This window comes from Planctomicrobium stercoris, assembly GCF_051465655.1.
Lineage (GTDB): Bacteria > Planctomycetota > Planctomycetia > Planctomycetales > Planctomycetaceae > Planctomicrobium.
In genome coordinates this window covers 3,276,355-3,293,143 of record NZ_CP195791.1, presented here as the reverse complement: position 1 = coordinate 3,293,143, position 16,789 = coordinate 3,276,355, and the positions used below count along the sequence as shown (strand labels likewise).

The window sequence follows — 16,789 nt, the reverse complement described above, 5'->3', positions numbered from 1 at the left end:
GGCCTCCTGGCCCCACTTGCACTACAGTGTCAGCGGATCGAGGTGCGGTTCTGATAGTGCGGAAAATTGCGGCGTATGATGGAAGACAAATCGTTCGATGACTTTGATTTGGAACAGACGATCAGCGGCATCGCTGCAGCACTTCAGCGAAGTCCGGCGCAAATCAGGGCGGCGATTGAATTGCTCGACGACGGCAACACGATTCCGTTCATCGCCCGCTATCGCAAGGAAGCAACTCGCGGACTCGACGAAGTGGCGTTGCGGGGAATCGAAGACTTGCTCGCCAGGTCCCGAGAACTCGCCCAACGAAAATCGACGATTCTCAAATCGATTCACCAGCAGGGACAACTTACGCCGGAACTGCACCAGCGGATCCAATCCTGCACCGACCGGCAAATGCTGGAGACGCTGTACCTTCCGTTCAAGCCCGAACGACGAACTCGGGCCGCCACAGCACGGGAACGTGGATTGCAACCGCTGGCCGATTTGCTGCTCCGGCAGGAACGGTCGAATCGGCCCAGGACCGTGGTACTGAAGCCATTCGTCAACGCAGAGAACGGCGTGCCCGATGAACCGGCTGCTTTGCAAGGGGCTTGTGACATCCTCGCTGAACACTGGTCGCAGCATCCGCCGCTGCGTCAATGGCTGCTCCAACACGCGAAGGATTCTGGCCTGATCGTCTCAACCGTCAAGCGGGGCAAGCAGGCGGAAGCCAGCAAATTCGAGACCTATTTCGACCACCGCGAGCTGGTCAAACGCATCCCTTCCCACCGACTGCTGGCCATGCAGCGCGGCGAGGCAGAAGGTCTGCTCAAACTCAGCCTGAAGCTGGACGACGAATTTGTGTTGGCGAAGATCAGGCGGGAACTGGCGCATCATCCTCAGTTTGAGTTTTATCGCGAGCTCCTCACAACCGTCGAGGATTGTTACCACCGGCTGCTGCTGCCAGCTGTCGAATCGGTGGTGTTCGAGGATTTGAAGAGGGCCGCCGACGAAGAAGCGATTGCAGTTTTCGCCAGCAACCTGCGAGCGATGTTGCTGGCCCCACCGGCGGGCCCCCAGATGACGATCGGTGTTGACCCCGGATTTCGTACGGGCTGTAAACTGGCGGTCGTCGACGGGACTGGCAAATTTCTCGCCCATACCACCATCTATCCGACGCCCCCCAAGGCGGATGTGGCAGGGGCCGCCAGGACGCTGATCGATCTCATCACCCGCTACGAGGTAAAGTTGATTGCGATTGGCAATGGGACCGCATCGCGCGAAACTTCGGCCTTCATCTCGGACGTCATCCAGCAACAGTCACTTCAGGTTACGCAGGTCACGATCAGTGAATCGGGGGCATCGATTTACTCCGCCAGCGAACTCGCAGCACGGGAGTATCCCGATCTTGATCTCACGGTTCGCGGCGCGATCAGCATTGCCCATCGCTTGCAGGATCCGCTCGCGGAACTGGTCAAACTTGACCCGAAATCGATCGGCGTCGGGCAGTATCAGCACGATGTGAACCAACCACTGCTGCGCAAAAGTCTCGATCGCGAAGTGGAATCGTGCGTCACTGCCGTGGGAGTCGACGTCAATTTGGCCAGCGCGCCGCTCCTCGCACATGTCGCTGGGATCGGACCGAAGCTCGCGGAGAACATTGTCGAGTACCGTGATGCGAATGGCCGTTTTCAAACTCGCGAGGAACTCTGCAAGGTTCCCAAACTTGGTCGGAAAGCCTTCGAACAGGCGGCTGGCTTTTTGCGGATCAGGGATGGTCGGGAACCCCTCGACAATTCGTCCGTCCATCCAGAAAGCTATTACGTGGTTCACAGAATGGCGGCCAAACTGGGCGTATCCACTAAGGACTTAGTGGGAAATGGAACGCTCGCCAGCCGGCTGCAAGCGGCTGACTTCGTCGACGAGAAGATCGGTCTTCCGACGGTCCAGGATATTCTCGTCGAACTCGTGAAGCCGGGTCGTGATCCACGCAGCGAGTTCAAAGTGGCGCAGTTCACCGAAGGGATCAACGAACTGAAAGACCTTCAGGTCGGCATGATCCTGGAAGGCGTGATCACCAACGTCACCAAGTTTGGCGCGTTCGTCGATATTGGCGTGCACCAGGATGGGCTCATCCACATCTCTCAGCTCGCCAATACGTTCATTCGCGACCCCAGCGAAGTCGTGGCAGTCGGCGACGTGGTACGCGTGAAAGTTCTCGACGTCGATCTCGATCGAAAACGAATCGCGGTCTCGCGCAAAGAGGCCATGTAAGACTTCGAGGTTCGCGTCGAATGGCTGAGTGTACCCGCACGGTGCAACGGTGGGCCATCGCGACCGACGCCAATCTTGCCACCCGTCGTTCGAACGATTTCACCAGCCCGCCGACAGCTGTGTATGTCCGATTTTTCTGCGAACTGATGCGGACACGATGACTCGCCTCAACCGATTGAGCTTGCTGTAGACGGTCTCGATCGAGAGTCCCTTCCCGCGGGAAAAGGTGACCAGCGATGTCGTGCTGCAATAACACTCCCAAAGAAAAAGTCCCGATCGGACTCCGACAGCTTGTCCATGCAGTCGAGCAGAATCTCTTTCTGAAGTTCCAGCAGTTCGCTGCTGCCAGTCTGAACCTGGGCCATCTTGGAAAGCATCTGGTCACTGAGACCGTAACCCCGCCGTCGACGCTGCTTCCGGGCGTAGTTCTTCGCCACGTTAAAAGCAACCGTGCAGGCCCAGCGGGAGAAGTTCGTCGACTGTTCGAATTTCTCGTACTGTGTCCAGAGCACGACACAGACTTCCTGAACGACATCAACCGCATCGGCCCGACACCCGACGATGGAGAGAGCAGACGCGTAGATCTCCTCGTGCGTCGCTGCAAATTGACGTAAGAAAATCGTCTCTCGTGAATTCGCCGTCTCAGGCGAATCCATGGCGTTATGTTCCAGCCGATTCAGCATTTCCTCTGTTCATCTCCCTGGCTTCACAGCTTGCCCGAACCAGATATGTCTTGAGGAAATGATTTACGGTGCAGAGAGTTTTCAAGAATCAAACCATTCCCGAAAAATATTGCCGGATAAGAATTTCTAACGGATCGCACCCGTAGTGAAGAATCTGATCAATCCCGGATTCAGTTTGCCATAAGTGTAAACTGAATGTACATCTTGTGGACACCGAGACGCATCGAATCGCTGGTCACTTGCTCGGCAGGAGCCTCGCCCTCCGGTTGTGAAACCAGCTCATGTATGGTCAGACCAGCAGGTCCAACTTCCCCCGATCCGCCCGATGAACCGAAAAAAGTTGTTCGACGATCATTCAGCACCACTCTCTGGTTGATTATCGCTGATCTTTGCGATGTTGCGTTTCCCCCGGAACAGGTAGAACAACGTCATACCGCAGTACAGCCTGCATGCGGTCCAGTTCCGGGGGCGGTCCGTTCAACAACATCAACCTGGAGCTCGATTAACTGTTACGAGGAGTGCCCCAGTGCTCTCGATATTCTCTGCGGACCAAGGCATTCGCCTCATCATCGCCAGTGATCAGTTCCGTCTGCGGATTAAAATTCAGAGAGCGGCCCAGGCGCGTAGCGATATTCCCCAGGTGGCACAAGGACGTAGACAGGTGTCCGGTCAAGGCGTCTGCGTTGAGCGGGGTACCGTTACGAATGGCGTCGCAGAAGTTCAAAACATGGGCGGCATCATCTTGTGACTGTGGCTGTACATCAATTTTGACGACAGAATTCTTCTCGCCTCGTACTTCCAACTTGCCTCGACGGCTCAGGAACATTTGTCCTTTGTCGCCATAGAACTCCGCGCCGCTGTCGCAGTTGTGAGGATAGTTGCTGGACCAAAGCCGCTGCTCGTAGACCAGCAGGCGGCGGCTTTGTGGATCTCCATCGGTCACATATTCAAAGGTCACTTGCTGCGTGTCAGGAAACTCGGTCTCGTCATTGACGTGATACTTGCCCCCCAAGGCGCTGATCCGCGTCGGATGCGTCTCCACGCCTAAGCCCCAACGGGTGTAATCCAGGTCATGAACGCCGTCGTTTCCCATGTCGCCTGCACCAAAGTGATACCACATTGTCCAGCGGTTATGAACCCGGTTGGTGCGATAAGGGATCATCGTTGCGGGACCTACCCACGAATCATAATCGAGCTCCTGGGGAGGGTTCGTACATTCCCCGCGTTGGAGTTGTCCTCGACGCTGCACATTCCAGCACTTGGCGGCCAGGACAGTGCCAATGATCCCTTCCCGTAAAAGCGTCACAGCATCAATCATCATCTTTGTGCTGCGGCATTGAGTGCCATGCTGCACAAGAGTGTTGTTCTTCCTGGCAGCTTCAATGAGCAGTCGCCCTTCGCGGATATTGTGCGAAACAGGCTTTTCGACGTAAACATTCTTGCCCGCTTCGCATGCCAGAATTGCTGCTGGTGAATGCCAGTGGTCAGGCGTCGCGATGATGACGGCATCGACTGACTTATCATCGAGAATCCGCCGCATGTCGGAAACCGCGCGGGATTCCTCAATTTGCAGGTCGCGGATGGCTTCCTGCAGCCGGTGTGCATCGACATCGCAGACGTACCCCAGTTCGACATTCGGAGTATTCTTAAAGAGTTTCGCATCATGTATTCCCCGGCCACCGCAGCCAATCAAGGCAACCTTGAGATTGTCATTTTCACCACGGGCCCGTGCCGTGGCAGCCGGCACTGCGGCGGCTGCCGCAAGTGCGGTTGTCTGCTTTAAGAATTCGCGACGATTGCTGAACGTAAACATACTCGGCGACTCCCCTTGATCAAACGGTTACCGAAAAAGCCTATGAACGAACCGGACTGTCCTGCTGCTTCATGCGACTTCAGCGCGCGGTCATGACACGGCGGCTGTCGTTGTGCCTCTTTCTCGCGTCTCTGTACTACTGTTTCGATTCGGGCAGGCGCCCGGCTGTCCAGAAAAGTGCATTCGCCAGCATCTTCCGGAATTCAGGACGTTGAAAAGTCTCTTCAGCTCCGAGTGAGGTATAAAACACGCGACCACCATTCACGTCCCGCGTCCAGGCCAGCGGTTCGACAGGCTGACCGTCAATTTCACCCCGCAGCAGAACATGAATGTCGTCTGCATGACCGTTGTTCTTATACAAGGCGTCTTGAACCGTCGTCAGATCGACCCCCGCAAGAACTGGATGATCCTGGCCGTCTGAAGTGACGCTGACTTTCACTTCCGGACCGACGGCGTGATGGCCTTGATAGTTGCCCCCGAGCACTTCACGATCAAAATCCAGCCATGTTTGAACCGCGTGGCTGGCAGTGCGGACCGCAACAATCGGCTTTCCGCTGGTCATGTAGTCTTGAAATCTCCGCAGCTGGTCGCCCTTCAGCTGCATGCGTTTGATGAACACGAAGCACACATCGCAATTCTCGAGCGATTCGAGGCCGGGAAGATCATCAGTATCTTTTCTCACCAGTCGCGTGCATTTCACATGGAAGTTCTCTTCGAGATACTTCTGAAAATCAGGAAGGGATTTCTCCGAATGATAAGTGGGACAACCGGATAAAATGCAGACTCGCAATGGCTCTGTGGCTTCCCCCTCAGAGGAAAGCAACATTGTCAAAACCATTGCCACACAAGCCATCATTCTCATGAGTTTCTCTCCTGGAAAGAGTCTTATCGAATTCGCTGGTCATGTGGCCCTGCAAAGTCGGTCGGCAGGCTCACATTCTTTCGTCGCGCGATCACTTCTCAATGCGATCACGAATCGCAACAAAATCTTTGCTGGTCGTGTCCGGGGCGAAGCAGATCACCAGCATCCCCAAGACATAAACCAGACAGGTCCACTGCCCTACGCGGGCGTAGTTGCCGTGAAATGCCAGCATCAGCTGACCGCTCACGAGGACCGTGACGGCAGTTGCCAGTCGGCCCCAGTTGAAAGTGACTCCCGTCCCCGTTGCTCGCACCCGCGTGGGAAATAATTCGGGCAAGTACAACGGAAGCCAGCCGAAGTAGATGGTTCCGACAAATCCCTGGAAGAAGACCCACACCAGAAACTCGCCATCCATCGGAGATAGATTGTGGAAGATGTAAAAACTACTTGAGAGCGAAACAAGACTGACCAGGAAGTAAGTGCTTCTTCGCCCGAACTGACTGGCCAGCCAGCCCCCCAGCAGACTGCCTAATGTCGCTCCTCCGGACTTCACCCACTGCGTTGCTGCGCTGAGGCCATGTTTGCCCACCTGCTCTTCGACCTGATTCGACCAGGGGACCAGCCAGTTCGAGGCCCCCCAATTGCCGATTAAAGGAACCGCTCCCAGCAGAATTCCAATGATGGTGTAACCCAGCAGCGGAGGGCGAAAGACTTCAGAAACTCCAACCCGGAGTCGCTTCTTTGCGAGGGGCCTGGTCTGCTGTTCCTCGAGCCATCGTGGAGATTCCGGGACTAGAAACAGGACCACAAGTCCCAGCACAGCGGGGGAAGCAGCCACCAGCATCACCCAGCGCCAGTTGTTCCCATTGACATGGAAGAGATATGCCAGCGACGAAAGTGTCATCAGCCCCAGGTTGGCCGTTGTTCCGAACACTCCTGCCAGCCATGGTCGCGAAACTTTCGGGAGCGCCTCCGAAGCCAGTGAGATCCCATTTGGCCAGGCTCCTCCGACTCCGGTGCACGCCAGAAACCACAACACCAGCATCTGCTCTGGAGACTTTGCGAAATAACAGGCCCCTGCCAGGAATGAGTAAGTGCAGATGCTCCATCCCAGGGCGCGTGAACGACCATAGCGGTCTCCCAGCCAGCCAAAGACGAATCCGCCGCAGGCGGCCCCCAACAGAAATGCGCAGATGAACCATGAAAACCAGCGTCCTCGCATCGCTTCGCTGGTAATTCCCATCGAAGCCACAGCAACCCGAGCAGCCAGGGGGGGAACGGCCATGATCACTCCTGCAAACCACCAGCCTCCCAGCGAACTGAACAGAATCAATGCTCGCTGAACTGTCCGGAGTGGGGGAATTTCTGCCATGGCGTTACTTCTCAATTGCAAAGGCGAAGTCGACCTGATCACTTTCCCAGGGTTCTTCTATGGAACGCACTTTTCAACTCGGATTGCGTCAAACAGCAGTTCAGGGGGCAGGATCGCAGCCCAGTCCGGGTGCGGAACCGAAGACTCGATGGCTGCAATCGCGTGGTCAATCTGCTCGGTACTTGCGAATCCGATCAATGCAGACTGAACGTGAGGGTGAGCAAGTGCAAATCGGATTGCTTCAGCAGGAAGATTTCGTTTCAGCCCGAGCATCTCAGCGATCCGTCTGGCGCGGTCGCGGTCGCGGTCAAACAACTCAAGAGGGAAATAGGGGGTCTTGAGCGTGTGTGGACTGGGTGGATTACCAGCCAGCGCTCCGCCAGCCAATACCCGGATCGCCAGCACTCCCATCCCTCGACGTGCGCAATGCGAAATCACATTTCCATAATTCACTTCCGGAAAGTCTTCCCCCACATCCCAGCCTGCACTCGGGTTTAACAAGTGATACGGAACCTGCACCGATTCAAACCGACCGGAATCCACGACTTCCCTCAACGATCGTGACTCCCCAATCCCGGTCAGCCCGATATGAGCTGCCAGTCCCTCCTCACGGATGGATGAAAAGATGTCTGCAATGCCACCCCGTTGCAGCACATCCCGAGGAGAAAGAGACGTCGGCTGATCATCGCGTGAAACGGTAATTGCATTATGCAGCTGCAAGAGCGTAACGCTGGTACAGCGCAAACGCTTGAGGCTGTCGTCGAAAGACCGGCGGATCGCATCGCGGAGATTCTTGAAGTCATCTGCAAAGAGCCGAACCTTGGTGGCAATGTGTACCTTGGCATGGCCCCCCAGGGCACTCAGCGCCTGCCCGAGACTCTCTTCAGACTGGCCGCCACCATAGGTCGCTGCCGTGTCGAACCAATTGATTCCCCGTCTGATCGCGTGTTCGACCACACGAATCTGGGCGTCTGTTTGGTTCCCGACCATCAACGTCGAGATAGGGCCAGCTCCAAAAGAAAGGGCTGAAATTCGGATCGGCGTCTTTCCAAATGGAACATATTCCATGAATATTCACCGCACCATCTAAGAAAACGGATCTGAAGAGTGCTGCCAAGTGGGAGATCTCAGCCAGAAAATTGATGCACATTGTGAATTATGCGCAACGCGCTTGACAATTTCAATGCGTTATTCAATAATTCATCCGTGAATATTCATCACTTCTGTCCACGGATCTGCGGGCAAGCTTTTCCAAAAAATCAATGAATGTCCCGGGAGGGGGGCCATGGCCACCATTCAAGATGTTGCTCAACTCGCGCAGGTCTCGGCAGGTACGGTCAGTCGCGTTCTCAGCAATCACCCCGCAGTTGCACCGGAAAACTTCAGGCGAGTTCAGCAGGCGATCAAGGAGCTGAACTACTCTCCCAAGCAGCGAAAGGCATCGATGGCACAGGCATATCCGCTCGACGGGAAGAACGTGCTGTTGCTCATGCTGGGAATGGACCGTTCGCTGACCAGACTACCGGTCGTGGCGGCCGCCATCGAAGGAGTGGAGAAGGGGTTGAACAACGCCAACGCCAACCTGCTGATGGTCAATGTTCCCACGGCGGACACAGTGCCGGAAGTGATGCGACGTACAAAAGTGGACGGCATCATCGTCAAGGGAGCCTTGCAGGGCGATCTCTCCGGGCACACCAGTCCCGAACTGATTGAAACTCTAGCCGAAGTACCTACGGTATGGGTTCTCGGACGGCCTGCGGGATTCGTGGGCGATGATGTTCGCGCGAATGATCTACGAGTGGGGCAGCTGGCGGCAGAATATCTCGTTTCAAGAGGGCATACCGATCTGGCATTTATCAGCCCCAAGCCGACGCAGGTCACTTTGATGCGGAGGCAGGCCAGTTTCTCGTTTTATGCAGGCCATCTTGGCGCGACCGTCTGGAATTATATCGGAGATGACCGACAATGGTCATTTCCGTCAGCAGCGGTCGATCATGTTGAGATTGTGCAGGGGCTTGTCGACCGATTGCTTGCAGCACGTCAGCGGCCGACTGCAATCTTTGCTCCCGATGATAGCGTTGGTGCCATGGTCGCGCAGGCACTCGCTTCTCGCGGCTTGCAGATCGGCCGGGATATCAGCCTGATGTCCTGCAATAACGAACAATCGTTGCTCATGGGAATTTATCCCCGCATGACCACGATCGATGTTCACGCCGAACAGATCGGCTCACGCTGCGTGGATCAACTCGCCTGGCGCATGAATCATCCCAATCAGCCCTTCTGCGATATCGGTCTGGACCCCACTCTTGTCGAAGGGGGATCAGTTGCCAGGCATTCGACGACCTGAGGCAACTCGGTCGGTGGTGAGTTTCGAAAAAAATTCGGGCGGCACCGCTCTGCGAGGGCAATAGCCCGTAGTTCTATACTCAAATCAATTCAAGTGCAGCTAGAAAGGAACATCGACCTGAAATCAGCGTTGCTGTGCCTGCATCTCCTCCATTCAGTTTTTTGCTCGAAGAACTCTGTATTCCAATTCTCTCTTCTGAACATGTTTTTCTGGAGTCTGATCGATGAAGCGACCTGCCCATTCCGGATTCACGCTGATTGAACTATTAGTTGTCATCGCAATTATCGCTGTTCTGATTGCCCTGCTCCTGCCTGCGGTCCAACAAGCTCGCGAAGCCGCTCGACGCAGTCAATGCAAAAATAATTTGAAGCAAATGGGACTGGCCCTGCACAACTATCACGAACAGGTCGGCTGCTTTCCGCCGGCATACTTCGGGGTTGGAACGGGCGCTGAAACCGGTTGGTCGTGGGGAACGTGTCTGCTTCCGATGCTGGACCTCTCCAGCGTCTACAATCAACTGAAAGCGAATGATCCCGCTCGGGTTGCCGCTGCAGATTCCACCCGCTATGCCATTCTGAGTCAGGGGTATCCGGTCTTTCGCTGTCCATCAGACACGGGTCTGTCGACAAACAGTCGATGGAGATTTCGCAGCGGAACCACAGGAAGCGATCTGGTTGAGACAAGCACGTCTAATTATATCGCTTCAAATCACACGCACCTGAACAAGCGTGACACAACTGCAAACGGGGTCTTTGGAATCACCTGCCCCGTCGGCTTGCCATCGAATCTGTTTGGGATGCGGCCAAAACGCATCTCAGACATCACAGATGGAACCAGCAATACATTCGCTCTCGGAGAACGTGCGACGAAATTATCCGGAAAAGACCTGTATGCATCCTTAGTGTTTGGAGCCACCGACATTGACGAAAACCTGGACTATATGGGAATTTCCACCGTGACAGGTTGCGGAGGATACTTGCTCAACATGGATCCTCGTGGCTTCAGCAGCATGCACGTTGGTGGAACTCACTTTCTGATGTGTGACGGTTCCGTACGCTTTGTGAGCCAGAATACGAGCCACAATACGGACTCGGCGATCAATAGCACCGTTGAATACCTGATTGGCCGTGAAGACGGAAATCCGGTAGCCGAATTCTAGAAATGCCTTCTGGACTGTCGGCAGCCATGTTTCATCTCACGCTTTTTTCGCACAAGAAGGTTCTCTTGCAGATTTCGTACACATCTCACACAGCGGAAGACTGGCATGAAATCTTTTCAACGTCGCGGCTTTACATTAATTGAGTTACTCGTTGTCATTGCTATCATTGCAGTGCTGATTGCCCTGCTGCTTCCGGCAGTCCAGCAGACACGGGAATCTGCTCGAAGAACACAATGCAAAAATCACCTGAAGCAATTTGGGCTGGCGCTTCATAATTATCATGAACAGTACGACAGCTTTCCGCCGGCCTATGTCTACTACTACGGCAGCAGCGGCAGCAATTGGGCCTGGGGCGCCTTGTTGCTTCCGCAGATGGACCTCGGAAATGCATTCAATTTGCTGGGAGTGGGCCTCGTTCCTGCCCAGGAAGCCGCCAATGATCCTTCCCGTTACGCAATCTTAAGTCAATCCTATCCGGCGTTTCGCTGCCCCTCTGACACGGGCCCTGCCACAAATTCCGCCTGGAACTTCAGGAAGGGAACCAGCACCAGCTGGGACGCCACAGCGTTCGTCCCTACCGCCACGTCCAACTACGTGGTTTCCAACGATTCGTATCAAAGCAATCGAAGCAGCACGTTTAACGGGGCCTTCGGTCCCTGCGGATTCGATCAGTCCACTAAAGATCGCGTCGGTCGACGTCCCATCAGAATCTCTGATATCGCCGATGGCGCGACCAATACGTTCGCTGTTGGCGAGCGGGCATATACGGTTGCCAACTCGCAGTTGAACGCTTCGCTCGTCTTTGGCTTGCATGATTCTGATGTCGATCAAACAAGTTATGGAACCTCCACCAGTGCCGGTTGTGGAAAGTATCTCATGAACTCCGATCAGCGGGGATTCAGCAGCTCCCACGCAGGTGGCGCTCATTTCTTGCTTTGCGATGGATCTGTACGATTTGTCAGCCAGAATACGAATCACAATGTCGACGAAACCATCAACAGCACCATCGAATACCTGATTGCTCGCGAAGATGGGAAGTCGATCGGTGACTTTTAGTTCTCCGGAGGTACATCCGGAAAGGTCATTTTCTGGATGACACATACTTATGTCATGAAGCAATGCCTCAGGGTGTGCAATGATGGTTTAGAACGTGCTACTACTAAACGCTTCATTAATTGTCTTTCCTCAGGGTGGCTCAAAAAAATGAAAAACACAAATGCATGCTTGTGTATGGTGATCGTAACCGGCGTGGCAATGACGCTCGGCTGTGGATCAAATGCAGACATTCCGGAATTAGGCCGGGTGAGCGGCACTGTCACCCTCGATGGTCAACCTTTGCCGGAAGCGACCGTGTCTTTCAATCCGGTTGAAAATGGTCGCAGTTCCATGGCGACAACCGATTCCCAGGGACATTATGAACTCAGCTATACACTCGAGTCCAAAGGAGCATTGATCGGTCAATACAACGTACACGTTTCGACATTTCAGCAGGGGGGAGACGATCCGGGAGACCCTCCCGGCGTTCCTGAGAAAGTGCCTCAGAAATACAACAAACCTGGATTGCTCGTAAAGGATGTGCTGGCAGGCACGAACGTCATCAATATCGAGTTGACATCAAAGTAGCATTCTATGGAAATCTCTTGAATATGACTCGGCTACTCTTAGTTCTATGGCTGTTGTCAACGCGGATGGCTTTGGGGGAAGTGAGTACGTCTCCAAGTTATCTTCGGGACATTCGTCCCATTTTTTCCGAAACCTGCTTTACTTGTCATGGACCTGATGCTGCGCAGCGTCAGGCCGAACTACGACTTGATCAGCGGGAATCGGCAACCAGAGAACTTCCATCGGGAAACAGGGCCATTGCACCAGGGCTCGCAACTCTCAGTGAACTGATCCGTCGTATCGAATCGACCGATCCTGACACCGTCATGCCGCCGCCAGACAGCAAGCACCAGCTCAGTACAGAAGAGAAACAGACATTACGTGCGTGGATTCAGGCTGGCGCCCACTATCAGGAGCATTGGGCGTTTGTGAAACCGCAGCTTCCGCAGATCCCGCACACAAAAAATAAGATCTGGGGACGAAATGCAATCGATCAATTCGTATTGGCGCGTCTGGAAGCGGAGGGGCTCGCGCCATCGCTGGAGGCCGACCGCATCACGCTGATCCGACGGCTGTCCCTGGATCTGACCGGCTTGCCTCCGACCGTGGCGGAAGTCGATGCATTTCTGGCGGATGACAGTCCGGAAGCTTACGAAGCTCTTGTCGACCGCCTGTTAGCCTCGCCACACTACGGCGAAAAAATGGCACAGATCTGGCTTGATCTGGCAAGATTCGGAGACTCCACCGGATATGCGGATGATCACGAACGTCCTAATTTTCCCTATCGGGATTATGTGATCAATGCATTTAATGCCAACATGCCCTTTGATCAGTTCACTGTTGAAAATATTGCGGGAGACCTGCTGCCGAATGCCACGCAGTCGCAGCAGATTGCATCTGGATTTCATCGGCTGCATCGCGTGAATCAAGAAGGAGGATCAGATCCGGAGGAGTTTCGGATTGTGTACGCAGTGGATCGCGCGAACACGACTGCAGCGACCTGGATGGGGCTGACCTTCGGATGCGCTCAATGTCATGATCACAAGTATGACCCCATCTCCCAGCGGGAGTACTATGCTCTCTCTGCGTTCTTCAACAGCCTTGATGGTGAAATCCCCATCAATGGAGGACCTGAATTTCAGCCGAGCATTCGCGTTCCCAGTATGAAACAACAGGCGCAGCTGGAACTGCTCGATCAACAAATCAGCCGACTGGAGTTTGGCGAACGGGAGTTGCTCCCGGGAGTCGAAGAAGAGTATGAGAGATGGCTGGTTTCAGCTTCAGGCGAGTTGTCTCCTGTGGACAATCACACCCGTTCCGGAGTGGCTGGAGGAGTGGTTGCCCGCTCCGGAACTTCTGCCTACTACGGCGACGTCAAGCTCAATGGGAAATTGACGCACCGCGATCAACTTCACAATAGTGGCCAGGTGGTAGTCACGAGTGGCGTCAATTCGGCCGCGACCATCGGTCACTTTTCCACGACACCCACTGTCGGACGCTTTGCAGCGTTCGGGTTCGACATTGAGGATGGCCCCCGTTTTTTTCCGGCGGCGATCACTCCCGATGGCAGTGTCCTGCATGGAGATCCAATTGGCGGGGCCTATGGACTCAAGTACGCATGGAGCTGGGACTATGATCCATCTCGACGAGAAATTCGTTTGACAATGACCTACGAGGGGCGGACGGTGGGAAGCAGCCATCTGCTCCTCCGCGCCGGGGAAGAATTCAGCGGACAGCAATTCGATGCGTTCGGAATCACAACCAGAGATTTGAGTCAGGAAGATGCTCCGATCAGATTTTTTCTGGATGAACTGACATATACCGTCTCCGCAGGTCAGGAGACCCGTCAACAATCGTTTGACCGTGATCCTGGTTGGCATGGATTGAAGAATACCAGCGATGGCTATCACTTTGGTTATCAGCCCCGGCATTCTTTAGAAAATGCAGAGAAGGATCAGGTCTTCTCGCTGCTGAGCGTCGCTGCGCAGAGCCGAACTCCTGAGCAGACGCAGCAATTGCGAAGTTACTACATCAAGGAGCATGCCCCCCAGCTCTTCGGGCTCCAGAAAGAACTCGCTGCGAAGAGGCAGGAAAAAATCCTTTTTGAGAAAGGGATTCCTCAAGCACTCGTCTGGAGAGAAATGGAGACGCCCCGTCCTGCCCACGTTCTGAAGCGCGGGGACTATCTGCAACCGGGCGAGCAAGTGGAGCGGGGCATTCCGTCCATCTTTCCGCCACTGGATGCTGATGTACCTCAGGATCGATTGGCACTGGCACGCTGGCTAGTGAGTTCTGAGCATCCACTCACCGCCCGTGTGGCCGTCAACCGGCTTTGGACACAGTTATTCGGTCGTGGACTGGTTCGAACTCCGGAGGACTTTGGGGTGCGAGGAGAACTCCCGACGCATCCCGACTTGCTTGACTGGCTGGCAGTGACTTTCATGACTCCTGCCCCGAGCGCTGATGCCGATACCGCTGCATGGGATGTCAAACGGATGTTGAAGTTGATTGTCATGTCCTCCACTTATCGGCAGTCTTCCGCCTTCAGCCCGCAGCTCCTCGAACATGACTCCGACAACCGTTTGCTCGCCCGGAATTCGCGATTTCGCTTAACCGCTGAAGAAATTCGAGATTCGGCCCTGATGAGCGCCGGAGTCCTCTCTCCGGAGATTGGTGGGCGAAGCGTTTTCCCATTCCAGCCTGAAGATTTTTATCGGGACAAAGAAGACGGTCTGAATGAAATGCAGTGGCGGACCGATCACGGTGCCCAGAAATATCGTCGCGGCCTTTATACGTTTATCCGTCGAACGTGTCCTTACCCGGCCTTCCAGACATTTGATGCTCCCAGCCGCGGTGAATGTACCGTCATCCGTTCTACCACCAATACTCCATTACAAGCGCTCATCACCCTGAATGATCCGGTGTTTGTCGAACTTGCACGCGCGATGGCTTCGTCTGTGGCATCGACACGGCAGTCTTCCATCGAAAAGCTGACCTTCTTGTTCAGGTCAGTCTTGTCGCGATTCCCCTCGGCAGACGAAGAGAGGTTGCTGCTGGAATTGTATCACAAGCAACTTACTGTCCCCGCCAGCGGGAATCAGACCAGTGAACAGCAAGCATGGATGCTCATCGCAAATGTGTTGCTGAACCTGGATGAAGCCATCACCCGTCCATAGTGAACATGTTCCAGGTCGAGTTCAAACCCGCACGCGAGGAACGTTGATGCGAAATTTCTCCAGTGATGTTTCCCGATCCTGCGGCGAACCGGCAACATTCGAAGCTCGTCGACGGTTCCTGCTACGGACGTCCGGAGGCCTGGGAGTCGCAGCCCTGAGTTCGTTACTGACGTCGGAACGGACGATGGCAGCATCGGGCGGATTGCCCGGAATTCCTCATTTCCCCTCGCGAGCCAAACGGGTCATCTTCCTGTTCATGTCGGGGGCTCCTTCCCAAATGGATTTGTTCGATCCCAAGCTCCGCCTGCAACAAATGCATGGTGAAGAGATCCCCGCGAGCGTGATCAACGGCCAACGCCTGACCACGATGACAAGCGGACAGACGTCATTTCCCATTGCGGGATCTCAGTTCCGTTTTCAACGGGCTGGAGACGCGGGACTGGAGATCAGCGAATTGCTGCCGAAAACAGCCGGGATTGTCGATCGATTGACGGTCATTCGATCGATGCACACCGAACCCATCAACCATGATCCTGCGATTACGTTTCTGCACACGGGAAACAGCATCACCGGCAGGCCCAGCATGGGTTCCTGGTTGTCTTATGGCCTGGGATGCGAAAGCGAAAACCTGCCCGCCTTCATCGTCTTGACCTCATCAGGAGATTACGGAGGCCAGCCCATTCTTTCAAAATATTGGCACAGCGGCTTCCTGCCGGGAAAACACCAGGGAGTGCAGTTTCGCTCGCAGGGTGACGCAGTCATGAGCCTGACCGACCCGGAAGGAGTCGGCCGGGAGGCGCGTCGCCAGACAATCGATGCTGTGAACCAAATGAATCAAATGCGATTTCAGACGCTGAGAGACCCGGAGATTCAGGCGAGAATCAGCGCTTACGAACTCGCATTTCAGATGCAGACATCCGTTCCCGAACTGATGGAGATCAACAAAGAACCCAGACACATCCTGGACATGTACGGCGCAAGTTCTGGAGTAAACTCCTTTGCCAACAATTGCCTGTTGGCCCGTCGCATGATCGAACGCGGAGTCCGGTTCGTTCATCTTTTCGATAAGGACTGGGACCATCATGCCGACCTGCCGCAGAAGCTGCGCAAGAAGACTCGAGAAGTCGACCAGGCCTGTGCAGCATTGGTGCAAGATCTGGCCCAACGGGGATTGCTGGAGGAAACACTGGTGATCTGGGGAGGGGAGTTTGGCCGCACAGCTTATTGCCAGGGGACCCTTACAAATCAAACCTATGGCCGTGACCATCATCCTCGTTGCTTCACGGTGTGGCTGGCGGGAGGCGGAATGAAACCGGGAGTCGTTCTCGGAAAGACGGATGACTTTTCTTACAACATCGTCGAAGACCCGGTGCACGTTCACGACCTGCAGGCAACCATACTCCATTGCCTGGGAATCGACCACGAACGCCTGTCATACCGCTATCAGGGTCGTGATTTCCGGCTCACCGACGTGGGAGGGAACGTCGTGCAACAAGTGCTGGCCTGACAACCGGCGGTT

13 protein-coding genes are annotated in these 16,789 nt (G+C 54.8%); 8 read left to right on the top strand and 5 right to left on the bottom strand.

Translation table 11 applies throughout. The features are described 5' to 3' along the window. Positions 1–78 precede the first annotated feature (78 nt). Positions 79–2,256 carry a Tex family protein gene (locus tag SH661x_RS13410; protein WP_437231200.1) on the top strand — a complete coding sequence of 726 codons (2,178 nt, stop codon included), beginning with the start codon at positions 79–81 and terminating at the stop codon, positions 2,254–2,256. Positions 2,257–2,276: 20 nt separating this feature from the next. Continuing rightward, positions 2,277–2,417, top strand: coding sequence for a hypothetical protein (locus SH661x_RS13405; RefSeq protein WP_437222222.1), 141 nt, complete (start codon positions 2,277–2,279; stop codon positions 2,415–2,417). 6 nt (positions 2,418–2,423) lie between these two features. On the opposite strand, the gene SH661x_RS13400 is transcribed toward SH661x_RS13405, so the two are convergent. The 5 genes from SH661x_RS13400 to SH661x_RS13380 form a co-directional block, all read right to left on the bottom strand. After that, complete coding sequence (locus SH661x_RS13400) at positions 2,424–2,939, bottom strand: sigma-70 family RNA polymerase sigma factor (RefSeq protein WP_437222219.1); 516 nt, start codon at positions 2,937–2,939, stop codon at positions 2,424–2,426. Between the two features lie 502 nt (positions 2,940–3,441). After that, positions 3,442–4,752 (bottom strand): Gfo/Idh/MocA family protein, encoded by a 1,311-nt coding sequence (locus SH661x_RS13395; protein ID WP_437222217.1) that lies wholly within the window; start codon positions 4,750–4,752, stop codon positions 3,442–3,444. A gap of 136 nt (positions 4,753–4,888) precedes the next feature. Further along, positions 4,889–5,578 carry a ThuA domain-containing protein gene (locus SH661x_RS13390; protein WP_437222214.1) on the bottom strand — a complete coding sequence of 230 codons (690 nt, stop codon included), beginning with the start codon at positions 5,576–5,578 and terminating at the stop codon, positions 4,889–4,891. A gap of 127 nt (positions 5,579–5,705) precedes the next feature. After that, the gene (locus SH661x_RS13385; RefSeq protein ID WP_437222212.1) at positions 5,706–6,986 is read right to left on the bottom strand and encodes an MFS transporter; all 1,281 of its coding nucleotides are present in this window, start codon (positions 6,984–6,986) and stop codon (positions 5,706–5,708) included. Between the two features lie 57 nt (positions 6,987–7,043). After that, entirely contained in the window at positions 7,044–8,054 is a 1,011-nt protein-coding gene (locus SH661x_RS13380; RefSeq protein WP_437222209.1) for an aldo/keto reductase, read from the bottom strand. Between the two features lie 217 nt (positions 8,055–8,271). Between SH661x_RS13380 and SH661x_RS13375 the strand changes: the two genes are divergently transcribed. The 6 genes from SH661x_RS13375 to SH661x_RS13350 all read left to right on the top strand — a co-directional run bounded on the left by SH661x_RS13375 (position 8,272) and on the right by SH661x_RS13350 (position 16,777). Continuing rightward, the gene (locus SH661x_RS13375; RefSeq protein ID WP_437222206.1) at positions 8,272–9,333 is read left to right on the top strand and encodes a LacI family DNA-binding transcriptional regulator; all 1,062 of its coding nucleotides are present in this window, start codon (positions 8,272–8,274) and stop codon (positions 9,331–9,333) included. 223 nt (positions 9,334–9,556) lie between these two features. Further along, on the top strand, positions 9,557–10,492 hold the full coding sequence (locus SH661x_RS13370; RefSeq protein WP_437222204.1) for a DUF1559 family PulG-like putative transporter: 936 nt from the start codon (positions 9,557–9,559) through the stop codon (positions 10,490–10,492). 105 nt (positions 10,493–10,597) lie between these two features. Beyond that, a complete protein-coding gene (locus SH661x_RS13365) occupies positions 10,598–11,548 on the top strand; it encodes a DUF1559 family PulG-like putative transporter (protein ID WP_437222199.1) in 951 nt (316 codons plus the stop codon). Positions 11,549–11,584: 36 nt separating this feature from the next. Further along, positions 11,585–12,115 carry a carboxypeptidase-like regulatory domain-containing protein gene (locus SH661x_RS13360; RefSeq protein WP_437222196.1) on the top strand — a complete coding sequence of 177 codons (531 nt, stop codon included), beginning with the start codon at positions 11,585–11,587 and terminating at the stop codon, positions 12,113–12,115. Positions 12,116–12,195: 80 nt separating this feature from the next. Continuing rightward, positions 12,196–15,270, top strand: coding sequence for a PSD1 and planctomycete cytochrome C domain-containing protein (locus SH661x_RS13355; protein WP_437222194.1), 3,075 nt, complete (start codon positions 12,196–12,198; stop codon positions 15,268–15,270). Positions 15,271–15,316: 46 nt separating this feature from the next. Then, complete coding sequence (locus tag SH661x_RS13350) at positions 15,317–16,777, top strand: DUF1501 domain-containing protein (RefSeq protein WP_437222191.1); 1,461 nt, start codon at positions 15,317–15,319, stop codon at positions 16,775–16,777. Positions 16,778–16,789 lie beyond the last annotated feature (12 nt).

Coding starts and splice junctions, on each gene's coding strand:
- SH661x_RS13375 (WP_437222206.1), top strand. CDS start 8,272: ATGGCCACCATTCAAGATGTTGCTCAACTCGCGCAGGTCTCGGCAGGT.
- SH661x_RS13350 (WP_437222191.1), top strand. CDS start 15,317: ATGCGAAATTTCTCCAGTGATGTTTCCCGATCCTGCGGCGAACCGGCA.
- SH661x_RS13410 (WP_437231200.1), top strand. CDS start 79: ATGGAAGACAAATCGTTCGATGACTTTGATTTGGAACAGACGATCAGC.
- SH661x_RS13385 (WP_437222212.1), bottom strand. CDS start 6,986: ATGGCAGAAATTCCCCCACTCCGGACAGTTCAGCGAGCATTGATTCTG.
- SH661x_RS13365 (WP_437222199.1), top strand. CDS start 10,598: ATGAAATCTTTTCAACGTCGCGGCTTTACATTAATTGAGTTACTCGTT.
- SH661x_RS13395 (WP_437222217.1), bottom strand. CDS start 4,752: ATGTTTACGTTCAGCAATCGTCGCGAATTCTTAAAGCAGACAACCGCA.
- SH661x_RS13390 (WP_437222214.1), bottom strand. CDS start 5,578: ATGTTGCTTTCCTCTGAGGGGGAAGCCACAGAGCCATTGCGAGTCTGC.
- SH661x_RS13370 (WP_437222204.1), top strand. CDS start 9,557: ATGAAGCGACCTGCCCATTCCGGATTCACGCTGATTGAACTATTAGTT.
- SH661x_RS13405 (WP_437222222.1), top strand. CDS start 2,277: ATGGCTGAGTGTACCCGCACGGTGCAACGGTGGGCCATCGCGACCGAC.
- SH661x_RS13380 (WP_437222209.1), bottom strand. CDS start 8,054: ATGGAATATGTTCCATTTGGAAAGACGCCGATCCGAATTTCAGCCCTT.
- SH661x_RS13400 (WP_437222219.1), bottom strand. CDS start 2,939: ATGCTGAATCGGCTGGAACATAACGCCATGGATTCGCCTGAGACGGCG.
- SH661x_RS13360 (WP_437222196.1), top strand. CDS start 11,585: ATGACACATACTTATGTCATGAAGCAATGCCTCAGGGTGTGCAATGAT.